Source organism: Streptomyces sp. NPDC056948 (assembly GCF_042674225.1).
Lineage (GTDB): Bacteria > Actinomycetota > Actinomycetes > Streptomycetales > Streptomycetaceae > Streptomyces > Streptomyces purpurascens.
Window position 1 is genome coordinate 1 of record NZ_JBHUQX010000119.1, and the last position, 22,199, is coordinate 22,199.

The 22,199-nt window shown below is 71.2% G+C and carries 26 protein-coding genes; 9 read left to right on the forward strand and 17 right to left on the reverse strand.

Annotated elements, in window-relative coordinates; all coding sequences use genetic code 11:
* The 3 genes from ACFTZL_RS17490 to fabG form a co-directional block, all read right to left on the reverse strand.
* Window positions 1-567, reverse strand: a 567-nt coding sequence (locus ACFTZL_RS17490; RefSeq protein ID WP_382583004.1) for an ABC transporter substrate-binding protein, incomplete at its 3' end; no start/stop codon positions are given.
* A 189-nt stretch (window positions 568-756) separates the two neighbouring features.
* Window positions 757-1,515 (reverse strand): SDR family oxidoreductase, encoded by a 759-nt coding sequence (locus tag ACFTZL_RS17495; RefSeq protein ID WP_382583006.1) that lies wholly within the window; start codon window positions 1,513-1,515, stop codon window positions 757-759.
* Between the two features lie 12 nt (window positions 1,516-1,527).
* Window positions 1,528-2,289, reverse strand: a complete 762-nt coding sequence (fabG, locus tag ACFTZL_RS17500; RefSeq protein WP_184599504.1) for a 3-oxoacyl-ACP reductase FabG — start codon at window positions 2,287-2,289, stop codon at window positions 1,528-1,530.
* Window positions 2,290-2,520: 231 nt separating this feature from the next.
* Between fabG and ACFTZL_RS17505 the strand changes: the two genes are divergently transcribed.
* Window positions 2,521-2,943, forward strand: coding sequence for an excalibur calcium-binding protein (locus ACFTZL_RS17505; protein ID WP_382583009.1), 423 nt, complete (start codon window positions 2,521-2,523; stop codon window positions 2,941-2,943).
* A gap of 24 nt (window positions 2,944-2,967) precedes the next feature.
* Here the strand turns inward: ACFTZL_RS17505 and ACFTZL_RS17510 are convergent, their stop codons facing one another.
* Both ACFTZL_RS17510 and ACFTZL_RS17515 read right to left on the reverse strand, forming a co-directional pair.
* Window positions 2,968-3,381 carry a DUF3037 domain-containing protein gene (locus tag ACFTZL_RS17510; RefSeq protein WP_382583012.1) on the reverse strand — a complete coding sequence of 138 codons (414 nt, stop codon included), beginning with the start codon at window positions 3,379-3,381 and terminating at the stop codon, window positions 2,968-2,970.
* Window positions 3,378-4,133 (reverse strand): HipA family kinase, encoded by a 756-nt coding sequence (locus tag ACFTZL_RS17515; RefSeq protein WP_382583015.1) that lies wholly within the window; start codon window positions 4,131-4,133, stop codon window positions 3,378-3,380. The genes ACFTZL_RS17510 and ACFTZL_RS17515 overlap by 4 nt, the downstream gene beginning before the upstream one ends.
* 196 nt (window positions 4,134-4,329) lie before the next feature.
* Here ACFTZL_RS17515 and ACFTZL_RS17520 point away from each other — a divergent pair, with 196 nt between their 5' ends.
* Window positions 4,330-4,818: a Rieske (2Fe-2S) protein gene (locus ACFTZL_RS17520; RefSeq protein WP_382583018.1), complete on the forward strand. Its 489-nt coding sequence runs from the start codon at window positions 4,330-4,332 to the stop codon at window positions 4,816-4,818.
* Here the strand turns inward: ACFTZL_RS17520 and ACFTZL_RS17525 are convergent.
* Entirely contained in the window at window positions 4,805-5,455 is a 651-nt protein-coding gene (locus ACFTZL_RS17525; RefSeq protein WP_382583021.1) for a cysteine hydrolase family protein, read from the reverse strand. The two genes, ACFTZL_RS17520 and ACFTZL_RS17525, sit on opposite strands and share 14 nt — an antisense overlap.
* Window positions 5,456-5,592: 137 nt before the next feature.
* On the opposite strand from ACFTZL_RS17525, the gene ACFTZL_RS17530 reads away from it, so the two are divergent.
* On the forward strand, window positions 5,593-6,063 hold the full coding sequence (locus tag ACFTZL_RS17530; RefSeq protein ID WP_215122756.1) for a pyridoxamine 5'-phosphate oxidase family protein: 471 nt from the start codon (window positions 5,593-5,595) through the stop codon (window positions 6,061-6,063).
* Window positions 6,064-6,090: 27 nt separating this feature from the next.
* On the opposite strand, the gene ACFTZL_RS17535 is transcribed toward ACFTZL_RS17530, so the two are convergent.
* Window positions 6,091-6,993 (reverse strand): LysR family transcriptional regulator, encoded by a 903-nt coding sequence (locus ACFTZL_RS17535; RefSeq protein WP_382583024.1) that lies wholly within the window; start codon window positions 6,991-6,993, stop codon window positions 6,091-6,093.
* Window positions 6,994-7,067: 74 nt separating this feature from the next.
* Here ACFTZL_RS17535 and ACFTZL_RS17540 point away from each other — a divergent pair, with 74 nt between their 5' ends.
* Entirely contained in the window at window positions 7,068-8,027 is a 960-nt protein-coding gene (locus ACFTZL_RS17540) for a DMT family transporter (RefSeq protein WP_382583027.1), read from the forward strand.
* Here ACFTZL_RS17540 and ACFTZL_RS17545 read toward each other — a convergent pair.
* The gene (locus ACFTZL_RS17545; RefSeq protein ID WP_382583030.1) at window positions 8,018-9,379 is read right to left on the reverse strand and encodes an aminotransferase class I/II-fold pyridoxal phosphate-dependent enzyme; all 1,362 of its coding nucleotides are present in this window, start codon (window positions 9,377-9,379) and stop codon (window positions 8,018-8,020) included. The two genes, ACFTZL_RS17540 and ACFTZL_RS17545, sit on opposite strands and share 10 nt — an antisense overlap.
* 36 nt (window positions 9,380-9,415) lie before the next feature.
* On the opposite strand from ACFTZL_RS17545, the gene ACFTZL_RS17550 reads away from it, so the two are divergent.
* Entirely contained in the window at window positions 9,416-10,102 is a 687-nt protein-coding gene (locus ACFTZL_RS17550) for a pyridoxamine 5'-phosphate oxidase family protein (protein ID WP_382583033.1), read from the forward strand.
* 80 nt (window positions 10,103-10,182) lie between these two features.
* On the opposite strand, the gene ACFTZL_RS17555 is transcribed toward ACFTZL_RS17550, so the two are convergent.
* The 3 genes from ACFTZL_RS17555 to ACFTZL_RS17565 form a co-directional block, all read right to left on the reverse strand.
* Window positions 10,183-11,127 carry a DMT family transporter gene (locus ACFTZL_RS17555; RefSeq protein ID WP_382583036.1) on the reverse strand — a complete coding sequence of 315 codons (945 nt, stop codon included), beginning with the start codon at window positions 11,125-11,127 and terminating at the stop codon, window positions 10,183-10,185.
* Window positions 11,128-11,344: 217 nt separating this feature from the next.
* Window positions 11,345-12,349, reverse strand: coding sequence for a DMT family transporter (locus ACFTZL_RS17560; RefSeq protein ID WP_382583039.1), 1,005 nt, complete (start codon window positions 12,347-12,349; stop codon window positions 11,345-11,347).
* Window positions 12,350-12,438: 89 nt separating this feature from the next.
* Window positions 12,439-12,996, reverse strand: a complete 558-nt coding sequence (locus ACFTZL_RS17565) for a Clp protease N-terminal domain-containing protein (protein WP_382583042.1) — start codon at window positions 12,994-12,996, stop codon at window positions 12,439-12,441.
* Window positions 12,997-13,213: 217 nt separating this feature from the next.
* On the opposite strand from ACFTZL_RS17565, the gene ACFTZL_RS17570 reads away from it, so the two are divergent.
* A complete protein-coding gene (locus ACFTZL_RS17570) occupies window positions 13,214-13,642 on the forward strand; it encodes an SRPBCC family protein (RefSeq protein WP_382583045.1) in 429 nt (142 codons plus the stop codon).
* 67 nt (window positions 13,643-13,709) lie between these two features.
* On the opposite strand, the gene ACFTZL_RS17575 is transcribed toward ACFTZL_RS17570, so the two are convergent.
* Both ACFTZL_RS17575 and ACFTZL_RS17580 read right to left on the reverse strand, forming a co-directional pair.
* Entirely contained in the window at window positions 13,710-14,345 is a 636-nt protein-coding gene (locus tag ACFTZL_RS17575; protein ID WP_382583048.1) for a PadR family transcriptional regulator, read from the reverse strand.
* Between the two features lie 128 nt (window positions 14,346-14,473).
* Window positions 14,474-14,881: a winged helix-turn-helix transcriptional regulator gene (locus ACFTZL_RS17580; RefSeq protein WP_382583051.1), complete on the reverse strand. Its 408-nt coding sequence runs from the start codon at window positions 14,879-14,881 to the stop codon at window positions 14,474-14,476.
* Between the two features lie 100 nt (window positions 14,882-14,981).
* Here ACFTZL_RS17580 and ACFTZL_RS17585 point away from each other — a divergent pair, with 100 nt between their 5' ends.
* Window positions 14,982-15,872 carry an alpha/beta fold hydrolase gene (locus tag ACFTZL_RS17585; protein WP_382583054.1) on the forward strand — a complete coding sequence of 297 codons (891 nt, stop codon included), beginning with the start codon at window positions 14,982-14,984 and terminating at the stop codon, window positions 15,870-15,872.
* Window positions 15,873-15,875: 3 nt separating this feature from the next.
* On the opposite strand, the gene ACFTZL_RS17590 is transcribed toward ACFTZL_RS17585, so the two are convergent.
* Complete coding sequence (locus ACFTZL_RS17590) at window positions 15,876-16,880, reverse strand: MerR family transcriptional regulator (RefSeq protein ID WP_382583057.1); 1,005 nt, start codon at window positions 16,878-16,880, stop codon at window positions 15,876-15,878.
* Between the two features lie 6 nt (window positions 16,881-16,886).
* Window positions 16,887-17,555, reverse strand: a complete 669-nt coding sequence (locus ACFTZL_RS17595) for a HEAT repeat domain-containing protein (RefSeq protein WP_382583071.1) — start codon at window positions 17,553-17,555, stop codon at window positions 16,887-16,889.
* Window positions 17,556-17,674: 119 nt separating this feature from the next.
* On the opposite strand from ACFTZL_RS17595, the gene ACFTZL_RS17600 reads away from it, so the two are divergent.
* Window positions 17,675-18,493, forward strand: coding sequence for a PhzF family phenazine biosynthesis protein (locus tag ACFTZL_RS17600; RefSeq protein ID WP_382583060.1), 819 nt, complete (start codon window positions 17,675-17,677; stop codon window positions 18,491-18,493).
* Between the two features lie 62 nt (window positions 18,494-18,555).
* Here ACFTZL_RS17600 and ACFTZL_RS17605 read toward each other — a convergent pair whose 3' ends face one another.
* Both ACFTZL_RS17605 and ACFTZL_RS17610 read right to left on the reverse strand, forming a co-directional pair.
* A complete protein-coding gene (locus ACFTZL_RS17605) occupies window positions 18,556-19,359 on the reverse strand; it encodes a CPBP family intramembrane glutamic endopeptidase (RefSeq protein WP_382583063.1) in 804 nt (267 codons plus the stop codon).
* Window positions 19,360-19,480: 121 nt separating this feature from the next.
* Window positions 19,481-20,998 carry a glutamate-cysteine ligase family protein gene (locus tag ACFTZL_RS17610; RefSeq protein ID WP_382583066.1) on the reverse strand — a complete coding sequence of 506 codons (1,518 nt, stop codon included), beginning with the start codon at window positions 20,996-20,998 and terminating at the stop codon, window positions 19,481-19,483.
* A 563-nt stretch (window positions 20,999-21,561) separates the two neighbouring features.
* Between ACFTZL_RS17610 and ACFTZL_RS17615 the strand changes: the two genes are divergently transcribed.
* Window positions 21,562-22,146 (forward strand): hypothetical protein, encoded by a 585-nt coding sequence (locus ACFTZL_RS17615; protein WP_382583069.1) that lies wholly within the window; start codon window positions 21,562-21,564, stop codon window positions 22,144-22,146.
* The last annotated feature ends 53 nt before the right edge of the window (window positions 22,147-22,199 follow it).

Consider the following 22,199-nt stretch of genomic DNA (forward strand, 5'->3'; position numbering starts at 1 on the left):
GGCGCCCTTGCGCAGGGAGTTCTCCGGGTAGGCCTCCGGGGAGACGATCGACATGGCGGGGGTGGCGAGCACGAACGGGAAGGTGGCGTCGGGCTTGTTGAGGTGGAAGATCACCTCACGGTCGTTCGGCGCCTGGACCCGCTCCAGGCTGCCCAGCAGACCGGCGGGGCCGCCGTTGACGTTGATCTTGCGGATCCGGTCGAAGGAGTACTTGACCGCCTGGGCGTCCAGCGCGTCGCCGTTGGAGAACTGCAGGCCCTCGCGCAGCTCGCAGCGGTACACCTGGTTCGAGGAGTCGCTGAAGCCGCACTGCTCGGCGGCGTCCGGCTGGGGGTCGCTCGCGCCCGTCGGATAGCTCAGCAGCGTCTGGTAGACGTTGCGGAACAGCTCCCAGGAGCTGTCCCACGACGCTGCGGGATCGAGTGTGCTGGGCGCACTGGTGGTGCCCACGACGATCGGCCCCTCGTCCTCCGGGGTGTCGGACGACAACACGCCACATCCGGCGAGAAGGGACGATATGGACGCGATGGCCGCCACCTGCCGCAGGCATCGGTTCCGGTTGAACACGCGCACGCTCCTCGATCTGCCATACCAAGGGTCGGCAGACCATACCGCAGTGCTCGGCCCCCTGCCCCTCCCGGTACATGACTCCTTGATCGATAAACCTTTGACGACGTTGTCATCGCCCTTTGCGAGGGCTTTACGTCGGCACGGGCGCCGCTTGTGTCCACCGGCGCCCGTGCCGAGCCGCGTGCGTCAGCCCGTGCCGGCGTTGAGGAAGATGCCGCCGTCCACGACGAGCGTCTGGCCGGTGACCCAGTCGGACTGCCCGGAGGTGAGGAACGCGGCCGCGCCGCCGATGTCGGAGGGCACGCCGAGCCGGCCGAGCGGGTAGGCCGCGGCGGCCTCCTCCTCCCGGCCCTCGTACAGGGCCTGCGCGAACTTGGTCTTCACGACGGCCGGGGCGATCGCGTTGACCCGCACCTTGGGCGCGTACTCGTGCGCGAGCTGCACCGTCAGGTTGATCATCGCCGCCTTGCTGATGCCGTACGCGCCGATGAACGGCGAGGGCGAGAGGCCTGCGACGGAGGCGATGTTGACGATGGCGCCGCCGTTGTCCTTCTGCCAGGCGTGCCAGGTCTTCTGGGCGAAGCCGAGCGCGGAGACCACATTGGTCTCGAACACCTTGCGCGCGACGTTCAGGTCCAGGTCGGCGATCGGCCCGAACACCGGGTTCGTACCGGCGTTGTTGACCAGGAAGTCGACGCGACCGAAGGCCTCCATCGTGCGCTCGACGGCGACGGCCTGGTGGGCCTCGTCGTGCGCCTTGCCCGCGACGTAGATCGCGCGGTCGGCGCCGAGCTGTTCGACGGCCTCCTTGAGGGAGTCCTCGTTGCGGCCGGTGAGGCACACGCGGTCACCGCGCGCGACGAGCGCCTCGGCGACGCCGTAGCCGATGCCGCGGCTGCCGCCCGTGACGAGGGCGACCTTGCCGGAAAGTTCCACGGAAGTCATGTCTGTCGTCCTCTAGTCGAGCGGTCCGCCGGCCACGTACAGCACCTGGCCGGAGACGAAGCCGGCCGCCTCGCCCGTGAAGAAGGCGATGGCGTTGGCGATGTCGTCCGGCTCACCGACCCGGGCGACCGGGATCTGGGTGGCGGCGGCGGCCTTGAAGTCCTCGAAGCCCATGCCGACGCGGTCGGCGGTGGCCTTGGTCATCTCGGTGGCGATGAAACCGGGGGCGACGGAGTTGGCGGTCACGCCGAACTTGCCGAGTTCCTTGGCGAGGGTCTTGGTGAAGCCCTGCAGACCCGCCTTGGCCGCCGAGTAGTTCACCTGGCCGCGGTTGCCCAGCGCCGAGGACGACGAGAGGTTGACGATCCGCCCGAATCCCGCGTCCACCATGTGCTTCTGACAGGCCTTGGACATCAGGAAGGCGCCGCGCAGGTGCACGTTCATGACGGTGTCCCAGTCGGAGACGCTCATCTTGAACAGCAGGTTGTCGCGCAGCACGCCCGCGTTGTTGACCAGGATCGTCGGCGCGCCGAGCTCCTCGGCGACACGGGCGATCGCGGCCTCGACCTGGGCCTCGTCGGAGACGTCGGCGCCGACCGCGATGGCCTTGCCGCCCGCCGCGGTGATCTTCTCGACGGTGTCCTTGCAGGCGGCCTCGTCGAGGTCGATCACGGCGACCGCGCGGCCCTCGGCGGCCAGTCGTACGGCGGTGGCGGCACCGATACCGCGCGCGGCACCGGTGACTACGGCGACCCGCTGCTCAGTGGTGGACATGGCTGCTTCTCCTCAGGTGAGCGACCGCTTAGTACCTTCAGTGGGTGTGACGCTAGAAGCCCTGGCACGCGGTGTCAACGGCCGACGGGGTGCGTGTGATCCATTACCCGAGCCCACCCGTGCCGACGGCACGCCCCCTGACACCCGATCGGCTTACAGCTGCGCGCCGCCGCGGCCCTCGGACCCTAACGTCGAGGGGCGAGCCACCCGTGGCCGGAAGGGAGGCGCTCCATGCGCCGTCGCACCGGTGCCATAGGCACGCTGTTCGCGATCGCCGCGATCGTGCCATTGGCCGACCCCGCTCACGCCCGACAGGACCTGGACTGCCGCAACTTCTCCTTCCAGGAGGACGCGCAGGCCGTCTTCGAAGCGGATCCGAGCGATCCCAACAGACTCGACGAGGACCAGGGCCCGGACGACGGCATCGCGTGTGAGGCATTGCCCCGCCGTGGTGTCATCTCCCCGACCGCCTCCGCCGGCCCGTCCGCTCCTGTCACCACCACGCCCACTACCGCCCCGTCCCGAGGCGTTCGAGGCGGACTCGGGGGCGCGGTGGCCTCAGGGCCGAGCGACTGGGACCTCGGCATCGGTGTGATTTTTGCGGCGGGTGCCGCGCTCTCGGCCGGCTACCTGGTGAAACGCCGCCGGTACTGACAGCCCGGCGGGGCGTGTGATCCATTACCTGACCAGCAGGTCCAGCAAACGCTCCGTCTCCGCCGCCGGATCCGTGGTCAGCCCGGTGTGTACGGGTCCGGGCTGGACGATCGTCGAGCGGGGGGCGATGAGCCAGCGGAAGCGGCGGCCGGGGTCGTCGCTCGCGGCCTGGCCGGCCGCGGGGCCGCCCGCGCAGATGTTCTCCACGGCGCGCAGCGCGGCCTGGACCCCGGCCACGTCCGCCCGGGGGTCGAGTGCCAGCAGCCGTGCCTCGTCGAGGTGGGTGCGCGCGCCGACGTAGGACTCGGCACGGCAGTAGACGAGGACCCCGGCGTTGATGCACTCGCCGCGTTCGACACGCGGCACGACGCGCAGGACGGCGTACTCGTAGATCTGGCGGTCCCGCGTCCCGCCCCTGATGATGTGCCGGTCGCTCACTTGGTCCCCTGGATGCGGTCGTGGATGACGTCGGCGCGCGCGAGCAGCGGCCGCGCGTAGGCCTGCCTCAGATCGTCCGGCGTGTCGAAGCCGGGCTCGTCGGCCAGCCAGGCGTCCGGGATCCACGCGGTGACGTCGGCGAGCAGTTCCTCGGTGACCAGGGGCGCCAACTCGGCCGCGGCGGAGGCGACATCGGGCGCGAAGGGCGCGAGGGCATGGTCGGAGGCGTCGTACGGGCGGGCCGCCGAGGCCTGCGCGCCGGGCCAGTTGTGGTGCCAGATCATGGTCGCGCCGTGGTCGACGAGCCACAACTCGCCCCGCCACATCAGCAGGTTGGGGTTGCGCCAGGACCGGTCGACGTTGTTGACCAGCGCGTCGAACCAGACGATCCGCCCGGCCTCCTCGGGGCTCACCCGGAACGCGAGCGGGTCGAAGCCGAGCGCGCCGGAGAGGAAGTCCATGCCGAGGTTGGTGCCGCCGCTGGACCTGAGCAGGTTCTGCACCTCCTGGTCGGGCTCGCCCAGCCCCAGCTCCGGGTCGAGCTCGACCGTGACCAGGCGCGGCACCCGCAGCCCGAGCCGGCGGGCGAGCTCCCCGCAGACCACCTCGGCGACGAGCGTCTTGCGGCCCTGTCCCGCGCCGCTGAACTTCAGGACGTACATCCCGTGGTCGTCGGCCTCGACGAGTCCCGGCAGCGAACCGCCCTCACGCAGCGGCGCGATGAAACGGGTCGCGATCACTTCCTTGAGCATCGCCCCAGGTTACTGACGTAGACGGCGGCACAGGCGACGGCCTCGCGGCGGCGGGCCGGAACCCGACAGCGAACCGACAGCTCCGCTTTACCCACGTCCTTCCGCGAACGAGTCAGGATCTCGACATTGTCTGAACAGCCGGTCCTCAAGGGCCGTACCTCTCCGCAGATCACGAATCCCCGGAAGGAACGTCAGCATGACCAGCGAATCAGTTCAGCCGATGTCCGGACCGAGCCGCCGTTCCATCGTGGCGGCAGCTGGCGCGGCGGGGCTCACCGTCGCGCTGACGGCGTGCGGGTCGGACGACAAGACGTCCGACTCGTCCACCGAACAGGGCGCCGGCGGTGGCGGCGCGACGAACGAAGGCGGCGGCTCGTCCCCCGAGGCGGGCGCCGGTGGCGCGGCACTCGCGAAGACCGCCGACATCCCCGAGGGAAGCGGCAAGATCTTCAAGGACGAGAAGGTCGTGGTCTCCCAGCCGGCCGCGGGCGACTACAAAGCCTTCTCGACGATCTGTACCCACCAGAACTGTCCGATGGTGGACCTCAAGGACGACATCATCTCCTGCACCTGCCACGGCAGCCAGTTCTCCGTCCTCGACGGCAGTGTGAAGAAGGGACCCGCCGTCAAGCCGCTGGAGGCGAAGCAGGTGACCGTGAACGGCGACTCCATCACGCTCGCCTGACCTCACGCGCACGCTTCAGACACGCCAGCACCTCGTCCGTGGTCGCGACCGTGGCGACCAACGCGAGGGTGTGGCGGATCATCGCGGGGGTGTAGTCGGACGGCACCCCCGCGATGGCGTCCGTCGGGACGACGACGGTGTAGCCGCGGTTCACGGCGTCGAACACGGCGTTGGGCACGGCCACATTGGCCGATACGCCGGTGACGATCAGGGTGCGGCAGCCGAGGTTGCGCAGCAGCGGGTCGAGATCGGTGCCCTGGAGGGGCGACAGCCCGTGCAGGCGTCGTACGACGAGGTCCTCCTCGGCGACCTCGATCGGGGCGGCGACCCGCACCGCCGGGGTGCCGGACAACTGCTGGACGGGCAGGCGTGCGGCGGCCCGGAAGAGGCGGGCGTTGCGGTTGGCGCCACGACCGTCGGGGCGGCGCTCGGCGACGGCGTGGACGACCTGGACGCCGCCTTCGTGAGCGGCGGCCACCAGGCGGGCGACCTGGGCGAGCACGCCGCCGGAGCGGGCCTCGGCGGCGAGTTCGGGCAGTGCGCTGTCCGCTCCGACGACGCCCTCCTGGCACTCGACAGTGAGCAGCACGGTGGTCCGCGGATCGAGGAGTTCGCTGAGCTCTTCGGACGAGGGCACGGTTCCCCCTGGGCGCAGGCGGCGGGTCGGGCGAGCGTAGCCACCGTTGCTAACGGACGGAAGAGCACTCATTCTTTTCTGACGTGATGTCAGAGGATCTCCTCTGACACAACGTGAGAAGAAGAAAGAGGGGGAGCATGACCGTCACGCAGCAGCGCAGGGGCCGGAAGATCATGATGACGCCGGGGGAGCTGGACGATTTCCTCACCACGCAGCGCACCTGCCGGGTCGCCACGATCTCGGCCGACGGCGCTCCGCACGTGAGCACACTGTGGTTCGCCTGGGACGGCGCCTCGATGTGGCTGTACTCGGTCGTGCGCAGCAAGCGGTGGACCGACCTCAGGCGCGACCCCCGGGTGGCGATCGTGGTCGACACCGGTGAGGAGTACGACGAGCTGCGCGGCGCCGAGCTGTCGGGCGCCGTCGAGTTCGTGGGCGAGATACCGCGCACCGGCGAGCTGCGCGCCGAACTCGACGTCCCGGAAACGCTGTTCGCCCGGAAGAACTTCGGCCTGGAGGAGATGCCGCACGACGGCCGGCACGCCTGGGTACGTCTGACACCGCAGAAGATCGTCTCCTGGGACTTCCGCAAGCTCGGGCCCGCCTGAGGAACGCGGTAGCCCCGCGCGGAGCGCTCAGGCGACGCTCTCCCCCGCCGCCCGCAGGGCCTCGACCGCGGCCCTGATCGACGGGCGGCGGTCGGCGTCCGCACGCCAGACGACGTACACATGCCGCCGCACCCGCTGCCTGACCGGGACGGTCACGACCCCGTCGGGCACCGGGTGACGGCCGAGCAGCGGGGCGATGCACACCCCGAGGCCGGCCGCGACCAGCCCGAGCTGCGTATGGGTCTCGGCGGCGCGATGGCCGACGATCGGCTCGATGCCCTTCGAGCGGAGCGTGAACATCAGCCACTCGTGGCAGAACTCGCCCTCGCCCCAGGTGATCCACTCGTCGTCGGCGAACTCGGCGAGGTCCACCTCGTCCCGCCCCGCGAGCCGGTGGTGCACCGGCAGGGCGACATCGGCGGGGTCGTCCAGGATCGGCGCCTTGACCAGGCCGTCGGGCAGCGCCATCGGCTTGTTGTACCAGTCGAGCACCACGGCGAGGTCCAGGTCGCCGCGCACGACTGAGGCGATGCCGCGTTCCGGTTCCAGCTCGCAGGAGCGCAGCCGGAGCGCGGGATGCCGCTCGCGCAGCGCGGACAGCGCGTGCGGCAACAGGCCGCGGGCGGCCGTCGGGAACGCCGACAGTCTGAGCTCGCCGACGACCTCCCCGCGCTGCGCCTCCAGGTCGGACCGGGCGAGTTCGACCTGGGACAGGATGCGCGCGGCGTGCTCGGCGAGCAGCCGGCCCGCGTCGGTGAGCCGCACGCCCCGGCCGTTCTTGGCGAGGAGTCGCTGGCCGACCTCCCGCTCCAGCTTGGACAGCTGCTGGGAGACGGCGGAGGTCGTGATGTGCAGGCCCTCGGCCGCGCCGCTGACCGAGCCGTGCCGCGCGAGGGCGTCGAGGGTGCGCAGGCGCTCCAGGTTCAACATATAAGCAATGCTACGCATTATCGGGTGCGAAATCTCGATTGTGCTACGAGGTCCGGTCCAGCATCGTGGCTTCCATGACCACCGTCACCACCACGCCCGGCCGGCTCACGACGGCCTCGCCCGACCGGCCCCGGCGCCGCCTCGACTGGCGTCTCCGCTTCGCCGCGCTGTCCCTGATCTGGGGCTTCAGCTTTCTGCTCATCAAGGTGGGCACCCAGGGGTACGCGCCGTTCCAGGTCACGCTCGGCCGGCTGGCGTTCGGTACGGCGGTGCTGGCCGCCGCGATGGCGGTGCGCCGCGAGCGGCTGCCGCGCGGGGCGCGCACCTGGGGGCATCTGGCGGTCGCCGCGTTCCTGCTCAACGCCCTGCCGTTCTCGCTGTTCGCGTACGCCGAGCTGACCATCCCGTCCACCCTGGCGGGCATCTGCAACGCGACCTCACCGCTGTGGGGCATGGCGCTGTCCCTGGTCGCCCTCTCGGAGGACCGCCCGACCCGGGTGCGGGTCGCGGGCCTCGGTCTGGGCTTCCTCGGGGTACTCACGGTGCTGGGCGCCTGGCAGGGCTTCCACGGCCTGGACGCCACCGGCACGGCACTGGCCCTGCTGGCCTCCCTCAGCTACCCGATCGGCTGGATCTACGTCCGCCGCACCCTGGCCGGTACGAGCCACTCGCACCTGTCGATGACCGGCGCGCAGTTGCTGCTCGCGACGGTCCAACTGGCCGTCGTCACCCCGCTGTTCACCACCCTGCCCAGCGGTGTGCCGGTCGTGCCGCTGCTGGCGATCGCCGCCCTGGGCGCCCTGGGCACGGGGCTCGCCCTGCTCCTCCAGTACGGCCTGGTCGCCGAGGTCGGCCCGACGACGGCCCAGATGGTCACCTACTTCATCCCGGTCATCGCCACGGCCGCGGGCGTCGCGCTCCTCGGCGAGTCGCTCACCTGGTCGACGCCGGTCGGCGCGGTGATCGTACTGACGGGCGCGGCCCTCACGCAGGTCCGGCCGAAGTCCCGGACACAGCCGAGGCCTCAGACGTAACTGCGCGCGGGGGCCGGGCCGAGCGCCGAGGCGACGGCGTCGGCCAGCCTCTCGATCTCACTCTCCTTCTGATCCCCGGCCCCGCTCCCGTTCCCGGCGAGCGTCGAGACGGTGACCCGGATGCCGGGCGGAGCGCTCATCCGGAAGCGGGCGCCCGGGGCGACCGCCCAGCCGGCGTGTTGCAGCCGGGCGACGACTCCGGTCTCGTCCGGCACGGGCACCCACACATTCATTCCGCTGCGCCCATGTGCCGCGACACCACGTCGGCCGAGCGCTTCGATCAGTGCGTCCCGGCGCCGCCCGTACGACGCCGCCACTTCGCGCGTGTCCACCGCCCCGTCGGCCCACAGCCGCACCAGGGCCCGCTGCGCCAACCGGCTCACCCAGCCCGGCCCGAGGCGCTGCCGCCCACGGACCCGGTCGACGGTGACGGCGTCCCCGGTGAGCAGGGCGAGGCGCAGATCAGGACCGTAGGCCTTGGCGGCCGAGCGGACGAAGGCCCAGTGCCGGGTGACGCCGGCGAGGGGGTGGAGGGGGAGGTCGACGATGCCGTGGCCGTGGTCGTCCTCGATCAGCAGGGTCTCCGGGTACTCCCGGAGCACGGACCGCAGGGCACGCGCGCGCGTGGCGCTCACCGCGGCGCCGGTCGGGTTCTGCGCCCGGTCCGTGACGATCAGGGCACGCGCCCCGGCCTCCAACGCCCGGCGCACGTCCTCGGCGTAGGGCCCGTCGTCGTCGACGCCGACGGGGACGGTCCTGAGCCCGAGCGCCGGCACGAGATCAAGGGTGCGACCCCAGCCGGGGTCCTCGACGGCGACGGTGTCGCCTGGCTTGAGATGGGCCGCCAGCACGCGTTCGACGCCGTCGAGTGCCCCGGAGACCACCGCGAGCGGCCCGTCCGGCACCCCGTCGGCGTCGAGGCCGGCCCGCGCGATCCGGGCCAGCTCCGGCTCCACAGGGGCCTCTCCATAGAGCACGGGCGCACGGTCGGCCTCGGCGGCCGCCGCCGCGAACGCGGCCGCGAGCGGCGGGAGCAACGCCGGGTCCGGATTGCCCGCCGCCACATCACGCACGCCATCGGGGACGTCCACCCTGATCTGGTCCCGCCCGGTCGTGGCCGGCGTCGGCCGCACCCGGCTGCCGCGCCGGCCCGCGGTCTCGATCACCCCTCGCTCACGCAGGGTCCGGTACGCGGCCGCGACCGTGTTGGGATTCACCCCCAGTCGCTCCGCCAACTCCCGCATGGGCGGCAGCAGTTGACCCGGCAGCAGCTCACCGGCCCCCACCGCCCGCTCGACGCTCGCGGAAATGTCCGCTGCACGGCGCCCACTGATCCGATACTCTCCTAGCACAAAGCCGATTATGCACTAGTGCAATGGAGAACGCCAATGCAGGGGACCGCACAGACGCCGTCGCAGCCCGCCACCGCCTACACCCCGTCCGACCGCACCGTCCCCACGCGCTCCCCGGACCGCGCCTCGTACGACAGGGAACTGGTGCACGCGATACTCGACGAGGCCTACGTCTGCCACCTCGGGTTCGTCCGCGACGACGCGCCGGTCGTGCTGCCCACGCTGTTCGCCCGGGTCGGCGAGCGGCTCTACGTGCACGGCTCGACGGGCTCGCGCCCGCTGCGGGCGGCCGGCCAGGCAGACCCGGGCCTCCCGGTCTGCCTGACCGTCACGCACGTCGACGGCCTGGTCCTGGCCCGCTCGGCCTTCCACCACTCGATCAACTACCGCTCCGTGGTGGTGCACGGCGTCGCCCACGACGTGACGGACCCCGAGGAGAAGCGGCAGGCCCTGGACGCGCTGGTCGACCATGTCGTGCCGAGCCGCGCCGCCGACTCCCGCCCGGCCAACAAGAAGGAACTGGCCGCCACCGCCGTGCTCCGCCTGGACCTGGCCGAGGTCTCCGCCAAGCTCCGCACGGGCGGAGTGAACGACGAACCGGAGGACCTCAGCCTCCCGCACTGGGCCGGTGTGGTTCCGGTCCAGAAGACGTACGGCACACCGATCCCCGACCCGGGCTTGGCGCCGGCCACAGAGCTTCCTGACTACCTGAAGGGCAACTGACCTTCAGGGGCGCGGGGCTGCGTTGAATTGCGGCTCCGCCGCGTGGGCGCGATCAACCACGCACGACCCGCGGCCGCCGGTCACACAAGGACCCCTGGCTCCGGCCGCGCGCTTCGCGCCTCCCCCACCGCCAGTCCCGCCACGGAGCCCGACAACAGCAGGGTTCCAGCCACCGTCGCCACCGTGAGACGCTCCCCGAGCAGCACAACGGCCAGCACCGCCGCACTCACCGGCTCGAGCAACATGACCACCGAGACGGTGGCCGACCGCACCACGGCCGCCCCGGCGAAGTAGAGGCCGTAGGCAAGGGCCGTAGGCACGGCGGCGACATACACCAGCAGCACCAGGAGCCGCCCCGGTTCCTCCGTATGCGGCAGCAGCCCTTCCACCCAGGCGAACGGCAGCAGACACAGGCTCGTGACGGCGAAGGCCCCGACGGTCCTCCGGGACGCATCGGCCTCGCCGTCACGTCCCCACCGACGGGTGAGCAGCGTCATCGCGCTGTACCCGGCCGCGGACAGCAGCGCGAGCAGCACACCCCACGGGCGTACGGCCGTGCCCCCGCCGCCGAGGACGAGCACCACGAGCCCCGCGAGGGCACCCGCGACGGCGACGGCTCCGCCCCGGCCCAGGCGTTCGGCCAGGGTCAGCCGGGCGCCGAGCGCGATGAGCACGGGCCCGGCGCCCAGGGTGACGACGGTGGCGACGGCGAGGCCGGTGGCGGAGACGGCCGCGAAGTAGGCCGTCTGGAAGACCGCGAGCCCGAGCCCGGTGACCCCGGCTCGCAGCGCCCGGCGGCCGAGCGGCTCGCGTACGGCCGTCCCGGGGCGCGGCCGCACGAGGCGGACGGCGAGCAGCAGCACGAGACCGGCCGCGCAGCGCCAGAAGGAGAGGGCTACGGGCCCCATGTCACTGGCCCGGTAGACCAGGGAGGCGGCCGCGCCCGCGGTGCCCCAGGCGACACCGGCGACGATCAGATAGAGGAGGCCTCGCCCGATGGGCAGGCCGGAGGCAGTGTTCGACACGTGTTCTCTCCGCAGACGCGCACGACGCGCCGCGCGGAACGAGTGGCGGCGGGTGCGCGGAAGTTCGGGAAGGACCCCGGATCAGCGGGGTCCGCGGACTTCGTCTGCGGGCAGCACCGTTCGGCCCGGCGGCTACACGCCGGGCGCGGATCCGGAGGGCCCGCCTCAGGCGGCCGGAGGCGGAAGAACGAGTGCGTCGGACGGCATGATCGGGACCCTAAGCGGTCGTTCCGGGCGTGGACAACTCCCTTTCCGGGCCGCCGCCGGCCACCGGCCGTTCGGAGCCCTTCGCGGGCGTCGAGGACTGTGCGATGAACGCGCCCACCAGCACGATGACGCCACCGGCGATCTGCGGCGCCGACAGGTGCTCGCCGAGCAGGACCCAGGCCAGGACGGTCGCGATGACCGCTTCGAGGCAGGCCACGACACCGGCGACCTGCGGGGAGAGCCGGCGCACGGAGACCACGCCGGTGACGTACGCGACGACCGTGGCGACCAGGACGATCCAGGCCAGCAGGACGACGGCGGCGACAGGTGTGCCGTCCATCCGCGCGGTGCCCGTGAGCACGGACCAGTCCATGGTCCAGGGCCGGGCGACGACGGTCAGCACGGCCGCGCCGACGAGCAGGCCGTACGCGATGACGCCGAGCGGGTCGGGCGCCTCGTCGCCGGCGTCGCTGCCCTGGTCGGAGAGGACGAAGTAGCCGACCTGGCAGCAGGCCGCGCCGAGCGCGAGCAGCAGCCCCAGGGCGTCGAAGCCGAGGCCCGACCACACCTCGACGACGCACGCGAGTCCTCCGACCGCGAGGACGACACCGACCGCCGCGGCGCGTGTCACGGGCCGCCGCTGCACGAACCGCACCCAGCCGAGCACGAGCGCGGGCGCCAGGTACTCGATGAGCAGCGCCACCCCGACGGGGATACGGGAGAGCGCGGCGAAGTAGAAGGCCTGGACACCGGCGACGGCCAGCAGCCCGAATCCGGCGAGGAGTCCGGGGCGGCGGCGCAGCAGCGCGCGATGGCGTACGGCGAGCGGCAGCATCACCAGGGCGGCCCCGGTCACGCGCAGCCACACCACGTGCAGCGGGTCGAGCCCCGCCTCGATCAGCGGCTTGGCCGCGACTCCGGATCCGCCGAAGGCGACCGCGGACAGCAGCGCGAGGCCGAGCCCCATGCCCCCGCCGCGCCTGCTCGCACTGCTCTCAGACGTACGCACCGGCACATGATGACAGGCCCTGACAGGAGCGTCACCCCCTATGGCACCTGTCTCACTGCCTGGACGGCACGAACGCCCCGGGCAGGACCGGCCGGTCAGTGCGCGGCTTCGCCGCCTCCGGCCCACTCCCCGGGCCGGACGGGCCGGCCGTCGAGCAGGGCGAGCACCTCGTGCGGGTCGATCCCGGCGCGTGCGAGCACCTCGACCGCGCGCGCCTGCGAGTCGACGACGATCGCCGCGAGCAGGTCGATGCCGCGAGCAGGTCCGCCGCGACGTGCGGCGCGTTCGCAGGCGTACTCCATCGACGCCGCGGCCAGCGGCGAGAAACCCGCGCTCTCCGTCACCACGGGGACGGCGCCGGAGTCCTCGACGCCGCTCTGCCAGCGCAGGCCGTAGCCGATGCTGCGCTGGACGAGATAGCCCAGCAGTCGCGCGATCCGCGGTCCGTCACCGAAGACGGCACGCGCCTCGGGGTCGGACTCCAGCAGCGAGTGGAGCAGATGGGCCGTGTCGATCTGCCGGTCCCCGTCCCTGACCGCCCGGCGACGGGCACCACCGATCACCGACGCCAGCTCGTCACTGAGCCTGGCATCGTTCTCTGCGCGGTGGATGCCGTGCTCAGGGGCCGACTGCCGGGGGATACGGGGTTGCACATCCCCTACCCCATCAGTCCCGCGAGCCCGGGTCATCCTCGCCGGGGAGCATTTTCGCGTCCCACAGGAAGTGGACCTCACCGGCCGGAATCTCCTCCTTACGGAGGACATCAGGCTGTTTTGCCCGCGGACCCACCATGCCTGACTGTTCGTCAGTATTGAACATTGCGGCCGCCACGGCTACGTTCCGCGACACCCGACACGAAGAGGTGGTCGCATGGCCGAAGTCAGTTCGGAGGCACGCATCGGGGCGCCGGCCGAGAAGGTGTGGGCCAGGCTCACGGACTGGTCCGCGTACGGCGAGTGGAACGCGACCCACACCAGCTTCCCGTCGGGCGGCCCCAAGAGCCTGGAAGTGGGCGCGACCTTCCAGGAGAACATGCGGCTGATGAACTTCCCGGCCGAGGTGGAGTGGACCGTCGAGGAGCTCGAACCGGCCCGGGTGCTCGCCATCCGCGGCCAGGGCCCGATGGGCGTGACCGTCGCGACGCGCTACACCCTCACGCCCGACGGCGACGCGACGACGGTCCGCATCGACGGCGAGTTCACGGGTGCGGCTGTGTCGTTGATGGCGGGCAAGCTCAGGGACTCGGCCACGGCGGCCCTGAACGAGTCGCTGCGCAAGCTGGACGGGCTGGTGACCTGACACCACGGCACGAAGAAGCGCCCCCCGGATCACTCCAGGGGGCGCCCGCACCACGAGGGGGCGGCCCTCAGTCCTCGTCGGCGAGGATCAGATACAGCTTCTTACGGGCTTCGTTGATGACGCCGAGCGCCTTCTCCTTCTGCTCCTTGCTGCCGGTCTTCCAGACCTGGCCGAAGGCCTCCATCAGCCCGAAGCCGGCCTGACGGATCTCGCCGAGGGCCTCCCAGTCGACCCCGCGGGAGGCTTCCTCCCAGGGCGCCTCGGGTCCCTCGTCGGCCGCCGTGCGGCCCGCCTCGGTGAGCGAGAACAGCTTCTTGCCGCCCTCGGACTCGCTGATGATGAGGCCCTCGTCCTCCAGCAGCTGGAGGGTCGGGTACACCGAACCCGGGCTGGGCTTCCACGCCCCGCCGCTGCGCTCGGCGATCTCCTGGATCATCTCGTAGCCGTGCATGGGCCGGTCCTTCAGCAGGGCGAGGATCGAGGCCCGCACGTCACCGCGCCGCGCCCTTCCCCTCGGTCCGCCGCGCCCTCGCCCGCCCCAGGGGCCGGGACCGAAGCCCGGACCACCGGGCCCTCCCCAGCCGGGGCCACCAGGACCGCCGGGCCCGAACGGACCGAAGGCCGCACGCAGCCCTTCGAAGCCGCCCCGGCCGTGACGCGGTCCGCCGTGGCCATGTCCGTGCTCGTAACCGTGGGTACGCATCGCAACCACTCTCCATTCCATCGTTGATCTGTCGCGATACCTCAACGATATATCGGTAGTGTTCGCATGGCAAGGCCCTTCCGAAGGGCACTGCCGATCCCGCGACGACTGAGTGCTGACGTGGGTTGTCAGTCGTCGGTGGCGTGTTGCCGGCTCTGCTGGTTGGCGAGGTCGATCTCGGCCATATGCTCCTCGGCCCATGCGCGGACCGCGGCCAGCGGTCCTTCCAGCGACAGGCCGAGCGGGGTGAGCCGGTAGTACACGCGTGGCGGCACCGACGGTTCCACCCGGCGGCCGACCAGCCCGTCACGGGTCATCCCCTGGAGGGTGACCGACAGCATCTTCTGCGAGACCCCGGTCATCCTGCGCTGCAGTTCCGCGAAGCGCACCTCCTCCGGGGACGCCTCCGCCAGCACTTTGACGGCCATCGACATCCACTTCGTGCCGATCCGGTCGAGCAGACGGCGGGTCGGGCACTGCGCATCGAACAGATCTCCGCGATTCCCGCGAGGGGGCCGCTGAGTCGAGGAGGTCACCTCGGGCTCACCACCTGTGGCAAAAGTACGGTCTTGGCCGCTCCACGGTAGTTACCTATCGTTCTGTTGTCACTATTGGTAACCACCCCTGGAGAGCCCCGTGCCTGTCGCACCGAGCCCCACGTACAGCCGTCACCGATCCGGCGTCGAACTCCGGCGGGTCAGGGTCAACGGCGTCGATCTCAATGTGGCCCTGGCCGGCGAGGGCCCGGCCGTCCTGCTGCTCCACGGCTTTCCGCACACCTGGCAGCTGTGGACCCACGTCCTGGACCGGCTCGCCGGGCGATACCGCGTGATCGCACCGGACCTGCGAGGGCTCGGCGCGAGCGAGCGAGCAGAAGGCGGCTACGACGCCGGCACGCTCGCGACCGACGCCGAAGCCCTCCTCGATGCCGTCGGCGAGACCTCCGCAGCCGTGATCGGCATCGACGCGGGCAGCCCGCCGGCCTTCCTGCTCGCCATGCGCCGCCCTGGCCTAGTCCGACAACTCGTGGTCATGGAGTCACTCCTGGGCACACTGCCGGGCGCCGAGGAATTCCTCGCCCCGGGGGCACCCTGGTGGTTCGGCTTCCACGCGGAACCCGGCCTCGCGGAATCCGTACTCACCGGGCACGAAGAGCGGTACATCGACTGGTTCCTCAGCACCGGCACCCTCGGACAGGGCATAGACCCTGCCGTCCGCGACACCTTCGTCCACGCGTACACCGGAGCCGAGGCCCTGCGCTGCGCCTTCTCGTACTACCGTGCGATGCCCTCCAGCTCCCGGCAGATCCGGGAAGCCACCCGCACGGGCCGGTTGACCGTACCCACCATGGCCATCGGTGCCCACCCCGTGGGCAGTGCACTCGAACAGCAACTACGGCCCGTGGCCGACCATCTCGTCGGCCACACCATCGAGGACTGCGGCCACATCATCCCCCTGCACCGCCCCGACGCACTGCTCGGCCTTCTGGAACCGTTCCTCGCCCTGTCGGGGCCCACGGCCGATTGAGATTCAGCGCGCGTCGCGGATCCCGAGAATGTACGTGGCAGTCAGTGCGAGGACGCGGTCGTCGTCCTGGGCCAGATCCGCGAGGGCACGGGACGCCGTGGATCCCGGGATGTCCGCGAGCGCCTGGGTCAGCCGCCGACGCGCGGACGGTTCGACGGTGCCGTGGGCGAGGCGCTCGACGAGCCTGGTGGCGATCCGGTCCGCCGACGCGGGATCACTCGCCAGCGCGCTCAGCGCATCGGCCGCGTCGACGTCGTTCGCCTCCTCGACGACCATCTCGATGAGCGTCGGCACCGCGTCGGCCACCCCACGTACCCCGAGCTCCAGAGCCGCGTACCTGCGGACCACGATGTCGGGATGCGCGAGAGCATCCCGCAGCAGTGCGGTCGCCGCACCGTCCGGCATCTCGACGAGGGACTGGACGGCACGTCTGCGGACCTCGGCCACGGGTGAGCCGAGGCCCTCGGCGAGCAGGGCCGATCCCCGGTCGCCCGATTGCGCCAGAGCCCATCGAAGGGCTCCGGCGACGTTCGGGTCCGTCTCGCTCAACGCGGCCTCTACCAGGGCTTCCACGGGCCACGGAACCTCTTCGACCGAGGACAGGGCCGCGCGTTGGCGCGTCCCGGCACTCTTCGATCCCAACGCGTGCAGGAGTCCGACGATCTGGAGGACGTCCTCCCAGCCGGCGGGTTCCGCGGCACCGATCCGCCGGAGTCGCGTGAGCAGCTCCGTCTCACTCGCGATGCGCTCTCGCGTCCGGTGGACGAGGTCGTCGACGAGCTCCGAGGGCCGGAAGCCGGGATCGTCCAGGGCGCGCCCGACCTCACGCAGCGACAGCCCCAACGAGCGCAGGCTCTCGATGTGGAAGATCCGCCGGATGTCCTCGCTGGAGTACGCGCGATAGCCGGCGTCGGTACGGCCCGTCGGCCGCACCAGGCCGAGCGACTCGTAGTGCCTGAGCATGCGGGCGCTGACCCCGGACCGTCGCGCCACCTCACCGATCAACACTGTCTGTCATCCCTCCTGGCCGGTCGCGCCGAGGGCCACGACACGCTTCGCCTCCTCGATCGCGAACCCGAATCCGGCATCCGGGTCGCGCCACAGTCGTTCCGTGGCGATCGCGTGCTGACGCACGCGAGGGTCGGGATCCGTCATCGCGGCGTGCAGGATCGGCATGATCGCCTCACCGAGCGCGATCAACGCCCGGCTGAGGCTCGACTGCGTCTCATGCTCCCCGCGCCCGAGCTGTGCCGCCAGCACTCCGGCCAGCCCGGGTTCTTCCTCTTCGGGCACCAGGACCACCGCTGCTCGCCAGGCGCTCCGCGCCACCTCGTCGTCGGGGTCGGTCAGAAGCGCCCGCGTGATCGCCGGCCATGCCCGCCGATCCCCGATCTTGGACAGCGTGTGCAACGCCTGGCTTCGTGCCTGCGTGCGCTCCGCGCGGAGTTCATCGATGAGCCTGGGGACCGTCATGGACGAGGAATGGCGGGTGAGCGCCCACGTGAGCATCTCGCGCACGTAGAACTCGGGCTCGATCGCGCATCGTTCGACGAGCTTGTCGACGGACCGGGGATCCGGGGCCGAACCGACCGCCAGCGCTGTCTGCAGCCGGACCGACGAGTTGCCGTGCTCCAGCCCCTGGAGAGCTCGCATCGGGTTCGTGTCCTCTTTCGGCATGGTCATCGCAACCACCTCCTCGGCCACAGTGAAGGCCTTGTCACTGTGTCAAGGTCAAGCGGAGCGGGCCAGGACTCGTGAATTGGCCTTGGTCCACGGCCTCGACGGGCCTCTAGCGTCGGGGCATGCGGATTCGAATCGTCGACGCCTTCACCGACCGTCCCTTCAGCGGCAACCCGGCCGGGGTCATGCTCCTGAACGACGCGGACGCCTTCCCGGACGACAGCCGGCTGCAGAACATCGCCCTGGAGGTCAACCACGCCGAGACTGCCTTCGCCCATCCCCTCCCCGAGGGCGGCGAGGCCGACTGGGCGCTGCGCTGGTTCACGCCGGCCGCCGAGGTCGCGATGTGCGGCCACGCGACCCTCGCCACCGCCCATGTCCTGTACACCACCGGCGCCCACGAGGGGCCGGTGCGGTTCGCGACCCGCAGTGGCGTCCTCGTCGCCGCGCCCGCCGCCGACGGCTCGGTCACCCTGGACTTCCCGACGGCTCCGCTCACCCGGGTCGACCCGCCCCGCGGCCTCGCGGAGGCCCTGGGTGCCGAGCCGCTGACCGTCCTCGACACCGGCCCGAACGTCGGCGATCTGCTGGTCGAGCTCGCCGACGAGAAGACGGTGCACGGCCTCGCCCCCGACTTCAAGGCCCTCGCCGCCCACTCCACGCGCGGCGTCATCGCCACGGCCCGCGCGGAAGACCCGGCCCAGGGCTACGACTTCGTCTCGCGCTGCTTCTTCCCGAACCTCGGCATCGACGAGGACCCGGTGACCGGCAGCGCCCACACCGCGCTCGCCCCGTTCTGGTCCGAGCGCCTGGGCCGCCCCGGCCTCACGGGCCTCCAGGCCTCACGCCGCTCCGGCCACGTCCGCACGGAACTGCGCGGCGAGCGCACCCTGCTGACGGGCAGGGCGGTCACGGTCATCGAGGGCGAGCTGCTGGCCTGAGACGACGGGGCTGTGTGAAACGAGGGGCGTACGACACCGTCGTACGCCCCTCCCTCGATCCTTCACGCCGTCGGGAGCCAGCCGACCTTGCCGGCCAGCAGCGCGTATCCGACGAACGCCCCGATGTCGAGCAGCGAGTGGGCCACCACGAGGGGGCCGACGCGTCCCCAGCGGCGGTACAGATAGACGAAGACGACGCCCATGGCCAGGTTCCCGACGAAGCCGCCGATGCCCTGGTAGAGGTGGTACGAGCCGCGCAGCACCGAGCTGCCGACCAGCGCGGCCATCGGGGTCCAGCCCAGTTGCCCGAGGCGGCGCAGCAGATAGCCGACGACGATCACTTCCTCCAGCACCGCGTTCTGGATCGCGGAGAGGATCAGCACCGGGTACTTCCACCAGACGCCGGGCAGCGCCTCCGGCACCACGGTGAGGTTGAAGCCGAGGCCGCGGGCCGCCAGGTAGAAGGCGATGCCGGTGCTGCCGATGACCGCCGCGATCGCCGCGCCGCGGCCGAGGTCGGGCCAGGGGCGGGTGCGGTCGAAGCCGATGGTGCGCAGACTCGCGCCCTCGCGCAGCAGGAAGTGCGCGACGAGCGCGACGGGCACGAGCGCCGTGGTGATCCCGAAGAGCTGCCAGGCGAGGTCGAGCCAGGGACGGCCGGGCGCGGCCGAGGCGTTCATCGTGGCCGCCTGGTCCTTGAGCCCACCGGGCTTGGTGACCGAGCCGATGAAGCTGATCAGGGCGGAGACTGCGCTCGCCCCCAGCGAGAGCGCCAGCACGAGCAGGGTCTCGTTGCGGAGCATCCGCCGCGAGAGCCCCTGCTGGGGAATGGAATCGTCGGCCACCGGGCTCGCCTCCGCCTGCACACCTGCCTCCACTTCACCGGCCTGTCGAAAACGACCTCTCGACAACGACCTCGAAATCGATCTGTCGAAATCGATCTGCCGGATCAGTATGAAGGCAGCAGGATGTCACCCCGGCGGCGCGTCAGCCCAGCGGCACCGGCTCCGGCAGGCCCACCGGCCAGGTGTGGACCGGATCCCCCTTGTGCATCAGCTCGCGGTAGCGCCGGGTGGTGGCGGCCAGCGCGGCCTCCCGCGTGTGGCCCGCGTCCAGCGCCTTGTGGAAGGTGGCGGCCTGCCAGCTCGCCCCGTTCACCCGGCGCCGGCACCGTTCCTCGATCACGCCCAGGTACAGGTCGCGGTCGGCCGGCTCGACACCCCACGCGTCCAGCCCGGCCTCGGCGAGCGGCAGCAGTTCGTCCCGTACGAGGCTCACCGCGTCGACCTGCGTGGTGCCGCCGTACCGGCCGCGCCGGGGCCAGGTGAAGCGGGCGTCGATGCCGTCCTTGCAAGCCGCGTCGAAGTTGGCGGCGGCCGCCTCGAACGGCAGCCGGGTCCACACCGGCCGGGGCTCCTCGGCGAGGGCACGGACGACGCCGTAGAAGAACGCCGCGTTGGCGACGACGTCGGTGACGGTGGGCCCGGCGGGCAGGACGCGGTTCTCCACGCGCAGGTGCGGGACGCCGTCCGCGATGCCGTAGACCGGGCGGTTCCAGCGGTAGATCGTGCCGTTGTGCAGGACGAGCTCGGCGAGCGAGGGGGTGCCGCCCTGGTCGAGCACCTCGAGCGGGTCCTCGTCGTCGCAGATCGGCAGCAGGGCCGGGTAGTAGCGGAGGTTCTCCTCGAAGAGGTCGTGCGCCGAGGTGACCCAGCGCTCGCCGAACCAGGTGCGCGGCCGGACGCCCTGGGCCTGGAGTTCGGGTGGGCGGGTGTCGGTGGACTGCTGGAACAGCGGGGGCCGCGACTCGCGCCACAGCTCGCGCCCGAACAGGAAGGGCGAGTTGGCGCCGACGGCGATCTGCGCGGCGGCGACCGCCTGGGCCGCGTTCCACACGTCGGCGAACCGGCCCGGGGTGACCTGGAGGTGCAGTTGCACGGAGGTGCAGGCGGCTTCCGGCGCGATGGACTTCGAAGTGCAGGTGAGGTGCTCCACGCCGGCGATGTCGAGGGTGAACTCCTCACCCCGGGCGGCCACGATCTGGTCGTTGAGGAGGGTGTAGCGGTCGACGTCGGAGAGGTTCGACGACACCAGGTCGTCCCGGTCGAGGGTCGGCAGAATGCCGATCATCACGATTCCCGCGTCGACTTCCCCTGCTTTTCGGTCGGCATATGCCAGTGACGTACGGAGTTCCTCCCCGAGCCGGTCGAATACCCGGCCGTCCAGACGGTGTGGAGGAATGTTCACTTCCAGGTTGAACATGGCGAGTTCTGTTTGGAAGTCCCGGCTCGCGATACGTTCCAGGACTTGCGCATTCAACATTTTCGGCATGCCGTCGGCGCCCGCGAGATTCAATTCGATCTCCAGCCCCATGAGGTTCTTCGGGCGATCGAACCTCTTCTCCGCCAGGAGCCGCTCCAAGCCCGTCAGACACCGACGGAGCTTGTCGCGGTAGCGCTGGCGATCCGACAGGTCGAACCGCCCTGCCACGACCTTCTCCCCCATCGAAGCGTCCCTCCTCGGATGATGTGGGCCTGAGATCCGGCCGCCGGGGTCACGGTCAGGTGGAGGATGCCCAGCGAAAGCGATCGATAACGTCCCGGACGGGTCCGCCGGCCGCTACGCTGGTCGCGTGTGACCAGTGGCACATTCACTCGGCATGTCGCACAGGCCTGGTTTCGGTGTCCGCTCGGTGTCCGCGAACTCGTGAAAAACGCCGACGAGAATGGGCCGACCGGTTCACGGACATTCGCCGAGGTCATCACCGCGCACCCCCGCCTGGAATCGGGATAATTCTCGCGTATCGCCGACCGAATGTACCCTTGTCCTACTCACCGGAAACGGCTAGACGAAACACAGTCTGATCCCGTGTCGTATAAACTCCGCGAACAAGGCAGAAGCTTGGCGCCCACGGTCGATGGGTCCTGCCGTCGAGTCGATGATCGGCGGACCCCACCCCCCTCTCGCTCATGAGACCCGGCCCTGCCTCTGCCGACCCCTCGTGAGCAGACAGCGCCGTCCGCCCCCGCCCTCGTGCCACCGTGCCTTTGAATGAGAGGCGACCCACCATGCCGCTGCATGTCCCCCCGGCTCCCGCGCCCGCACTCCGTTCCGTCCTGACTGCGCTCTCCTCGCCGACCGCGGTCCGGGAGGCCCGAACCCCCTCCCTGCTCCGCGCCCAGGGACCCGTCGCAGCCGAGCTCCCGCTGCCCGTCCACGTCCTCGACCGGGTCACGGCCGAGGGGGTATCGGCCACACGGCTGGCCGGGTGGCGCTTCCTGATCCGCTGCGGCGAGCGTGCCGTGGCCGCGGCGGAGACCATGCTGACTCCCGACGGCTGGGCCTTCTCCCACTTCTTCGAAGGCCCGTACATCGCCTCCACCGAGCGCGCCCTGCGCCAGGCCGAGACGATGCCGAAGCCGTACCAGCCCCGCCTGCTGTCGGTGCCCGGCCTGTACATGCTGACGCTCTGGCTGCACGAGGACTGCACCGCGGACGGCGCCGCCGGCCACCCCGCCGCCACCGATCTGCTCGTCCCGCTGGCGCCCGCGCCTCCCGGCATCGCGGCCCATCGCCCGCACCGCGTCGCCGAACTCCTCCCGGTGCTGACCCACCGGGCGACTCCCACGCGTCTGCTCGGCTCACCCGCCTGAAGCGCCACGCGTGAAGCTTCCCGCACCCCGTCGCCGAATTCCCGGCGACGGGG

Excerpts from the sequence above, each read along its gene's own strand:
- ACFTZL_RS17520 (WP_382583018.1), top strand. The coding sequence starts at position 4,330 with ATGACCAGCGAATCAGTTCAGCCGATGTCCGGACCGAGCCGCCGTTCC.
- ACFTZL_RS17595 (WP_382583071.1), bottom strand. The coding sequence starts at position 17,555 with ATGACCATGCCGAAAGAGGACACGAACCCGATGCGAGCTCTCCAGGGG.
- ACFTZL_RS17540 (WP_382583027.1), top strand. The coding sequence starts at position 7,068 with ATGACCACCGTCACCACCACGCCCGGCCGGCTCACGACGGCCTCGCCC.
- ACFTZL_RS17570 (WP_382583045.1), top strand. The coding sequence starts at position 13,214 with ATGGCCGAAGTCAGTTCGGAGGCACGCATCGGGGCGCCGGCCGAGAAG.
- ACFTZL_RS17550 (WP_382583033.1), top strand. The coding sequence starts at position 9,416 with ATGCAGGGGACCGCACAGACGCCGTCGCAGCCCGCCACCGCCTACACC.
- ACFTZL_RS17495 (WP_382583006.1), bottom strand. The coding sequence starts at position 1,515 with ATGACTTCCGTGGAACTTTCCGGCAAGGTCGCCCTCGTCACGGGCGGC.
- ACFTZL_RS17515 (WP_382583015.1), bottom strand. The coding sequence starts at position 4,133 with ATGCTCAAGGAAGTGATCGCGACCCGTTTCATCGCGCCGCTGCGTGAG.
- ACFTZL_RS17610 (WP_382583066.1), bottom strand. The coding sequence starts at position 20,998 with ATGGGGGAGAAGGTCGTGGCAGGGCGGTTCGACCTGTCGGATCGCCAG.
- ACFTZL_RS17505 (WP_382583009.1), top strand. The coding sequence starts at position 2,521 with ATGCGCCGTCGCACCGGTGCCATAGGCACGCTGTTCGCGATCGCCGCG.
- ACFTZL_RS17535 (WP_382583024.1), bottom strand. The coding sequence starts at position 6,993 with ATGTTGAACCTGGAGCGCCTGCGCACCCTCGACGCCCTCGCGCGGCAC.
- fabG (WP_184599504.1), bottom strand. The coding sequence starts at position 2,289 with ATGTCCACCACTGAGCAGCGGGTCGCCGTAGTCACCGGTGCCGCGCGC.
- ACFTZL_RS17600 (WP_382583060.1), top strand. The coding sequence starts at position 17,675 with ATGCGGATTCGAATCGTCGACGCCTTCACCGACCGTCCCTTCAGCGGC.
- ACFTZL_RS17615 (WP_382583069.1), top strand. The coding sequence starts at position 21,562 with ATGCCGCTGCATGTCCCCCCGGCTCCCGCGCCCGCACTCCGTTCCGTC.
- ACFTZL_RS17530 (WP_215122756.1), top strand. The coding sequence starts at position 5,593 with ATGACCGTCACGCAGCAGCGCAGGGGCCGGAAGATCATGATGACGCCG.
- ACFTZL_RS17575 (WP_382583048.1), bottom strand. The coding sequence starts at position 14,345 with ATGCGTACCCACGGTTACGAGCACGGACATGGCCACGGCGGACCGCGT.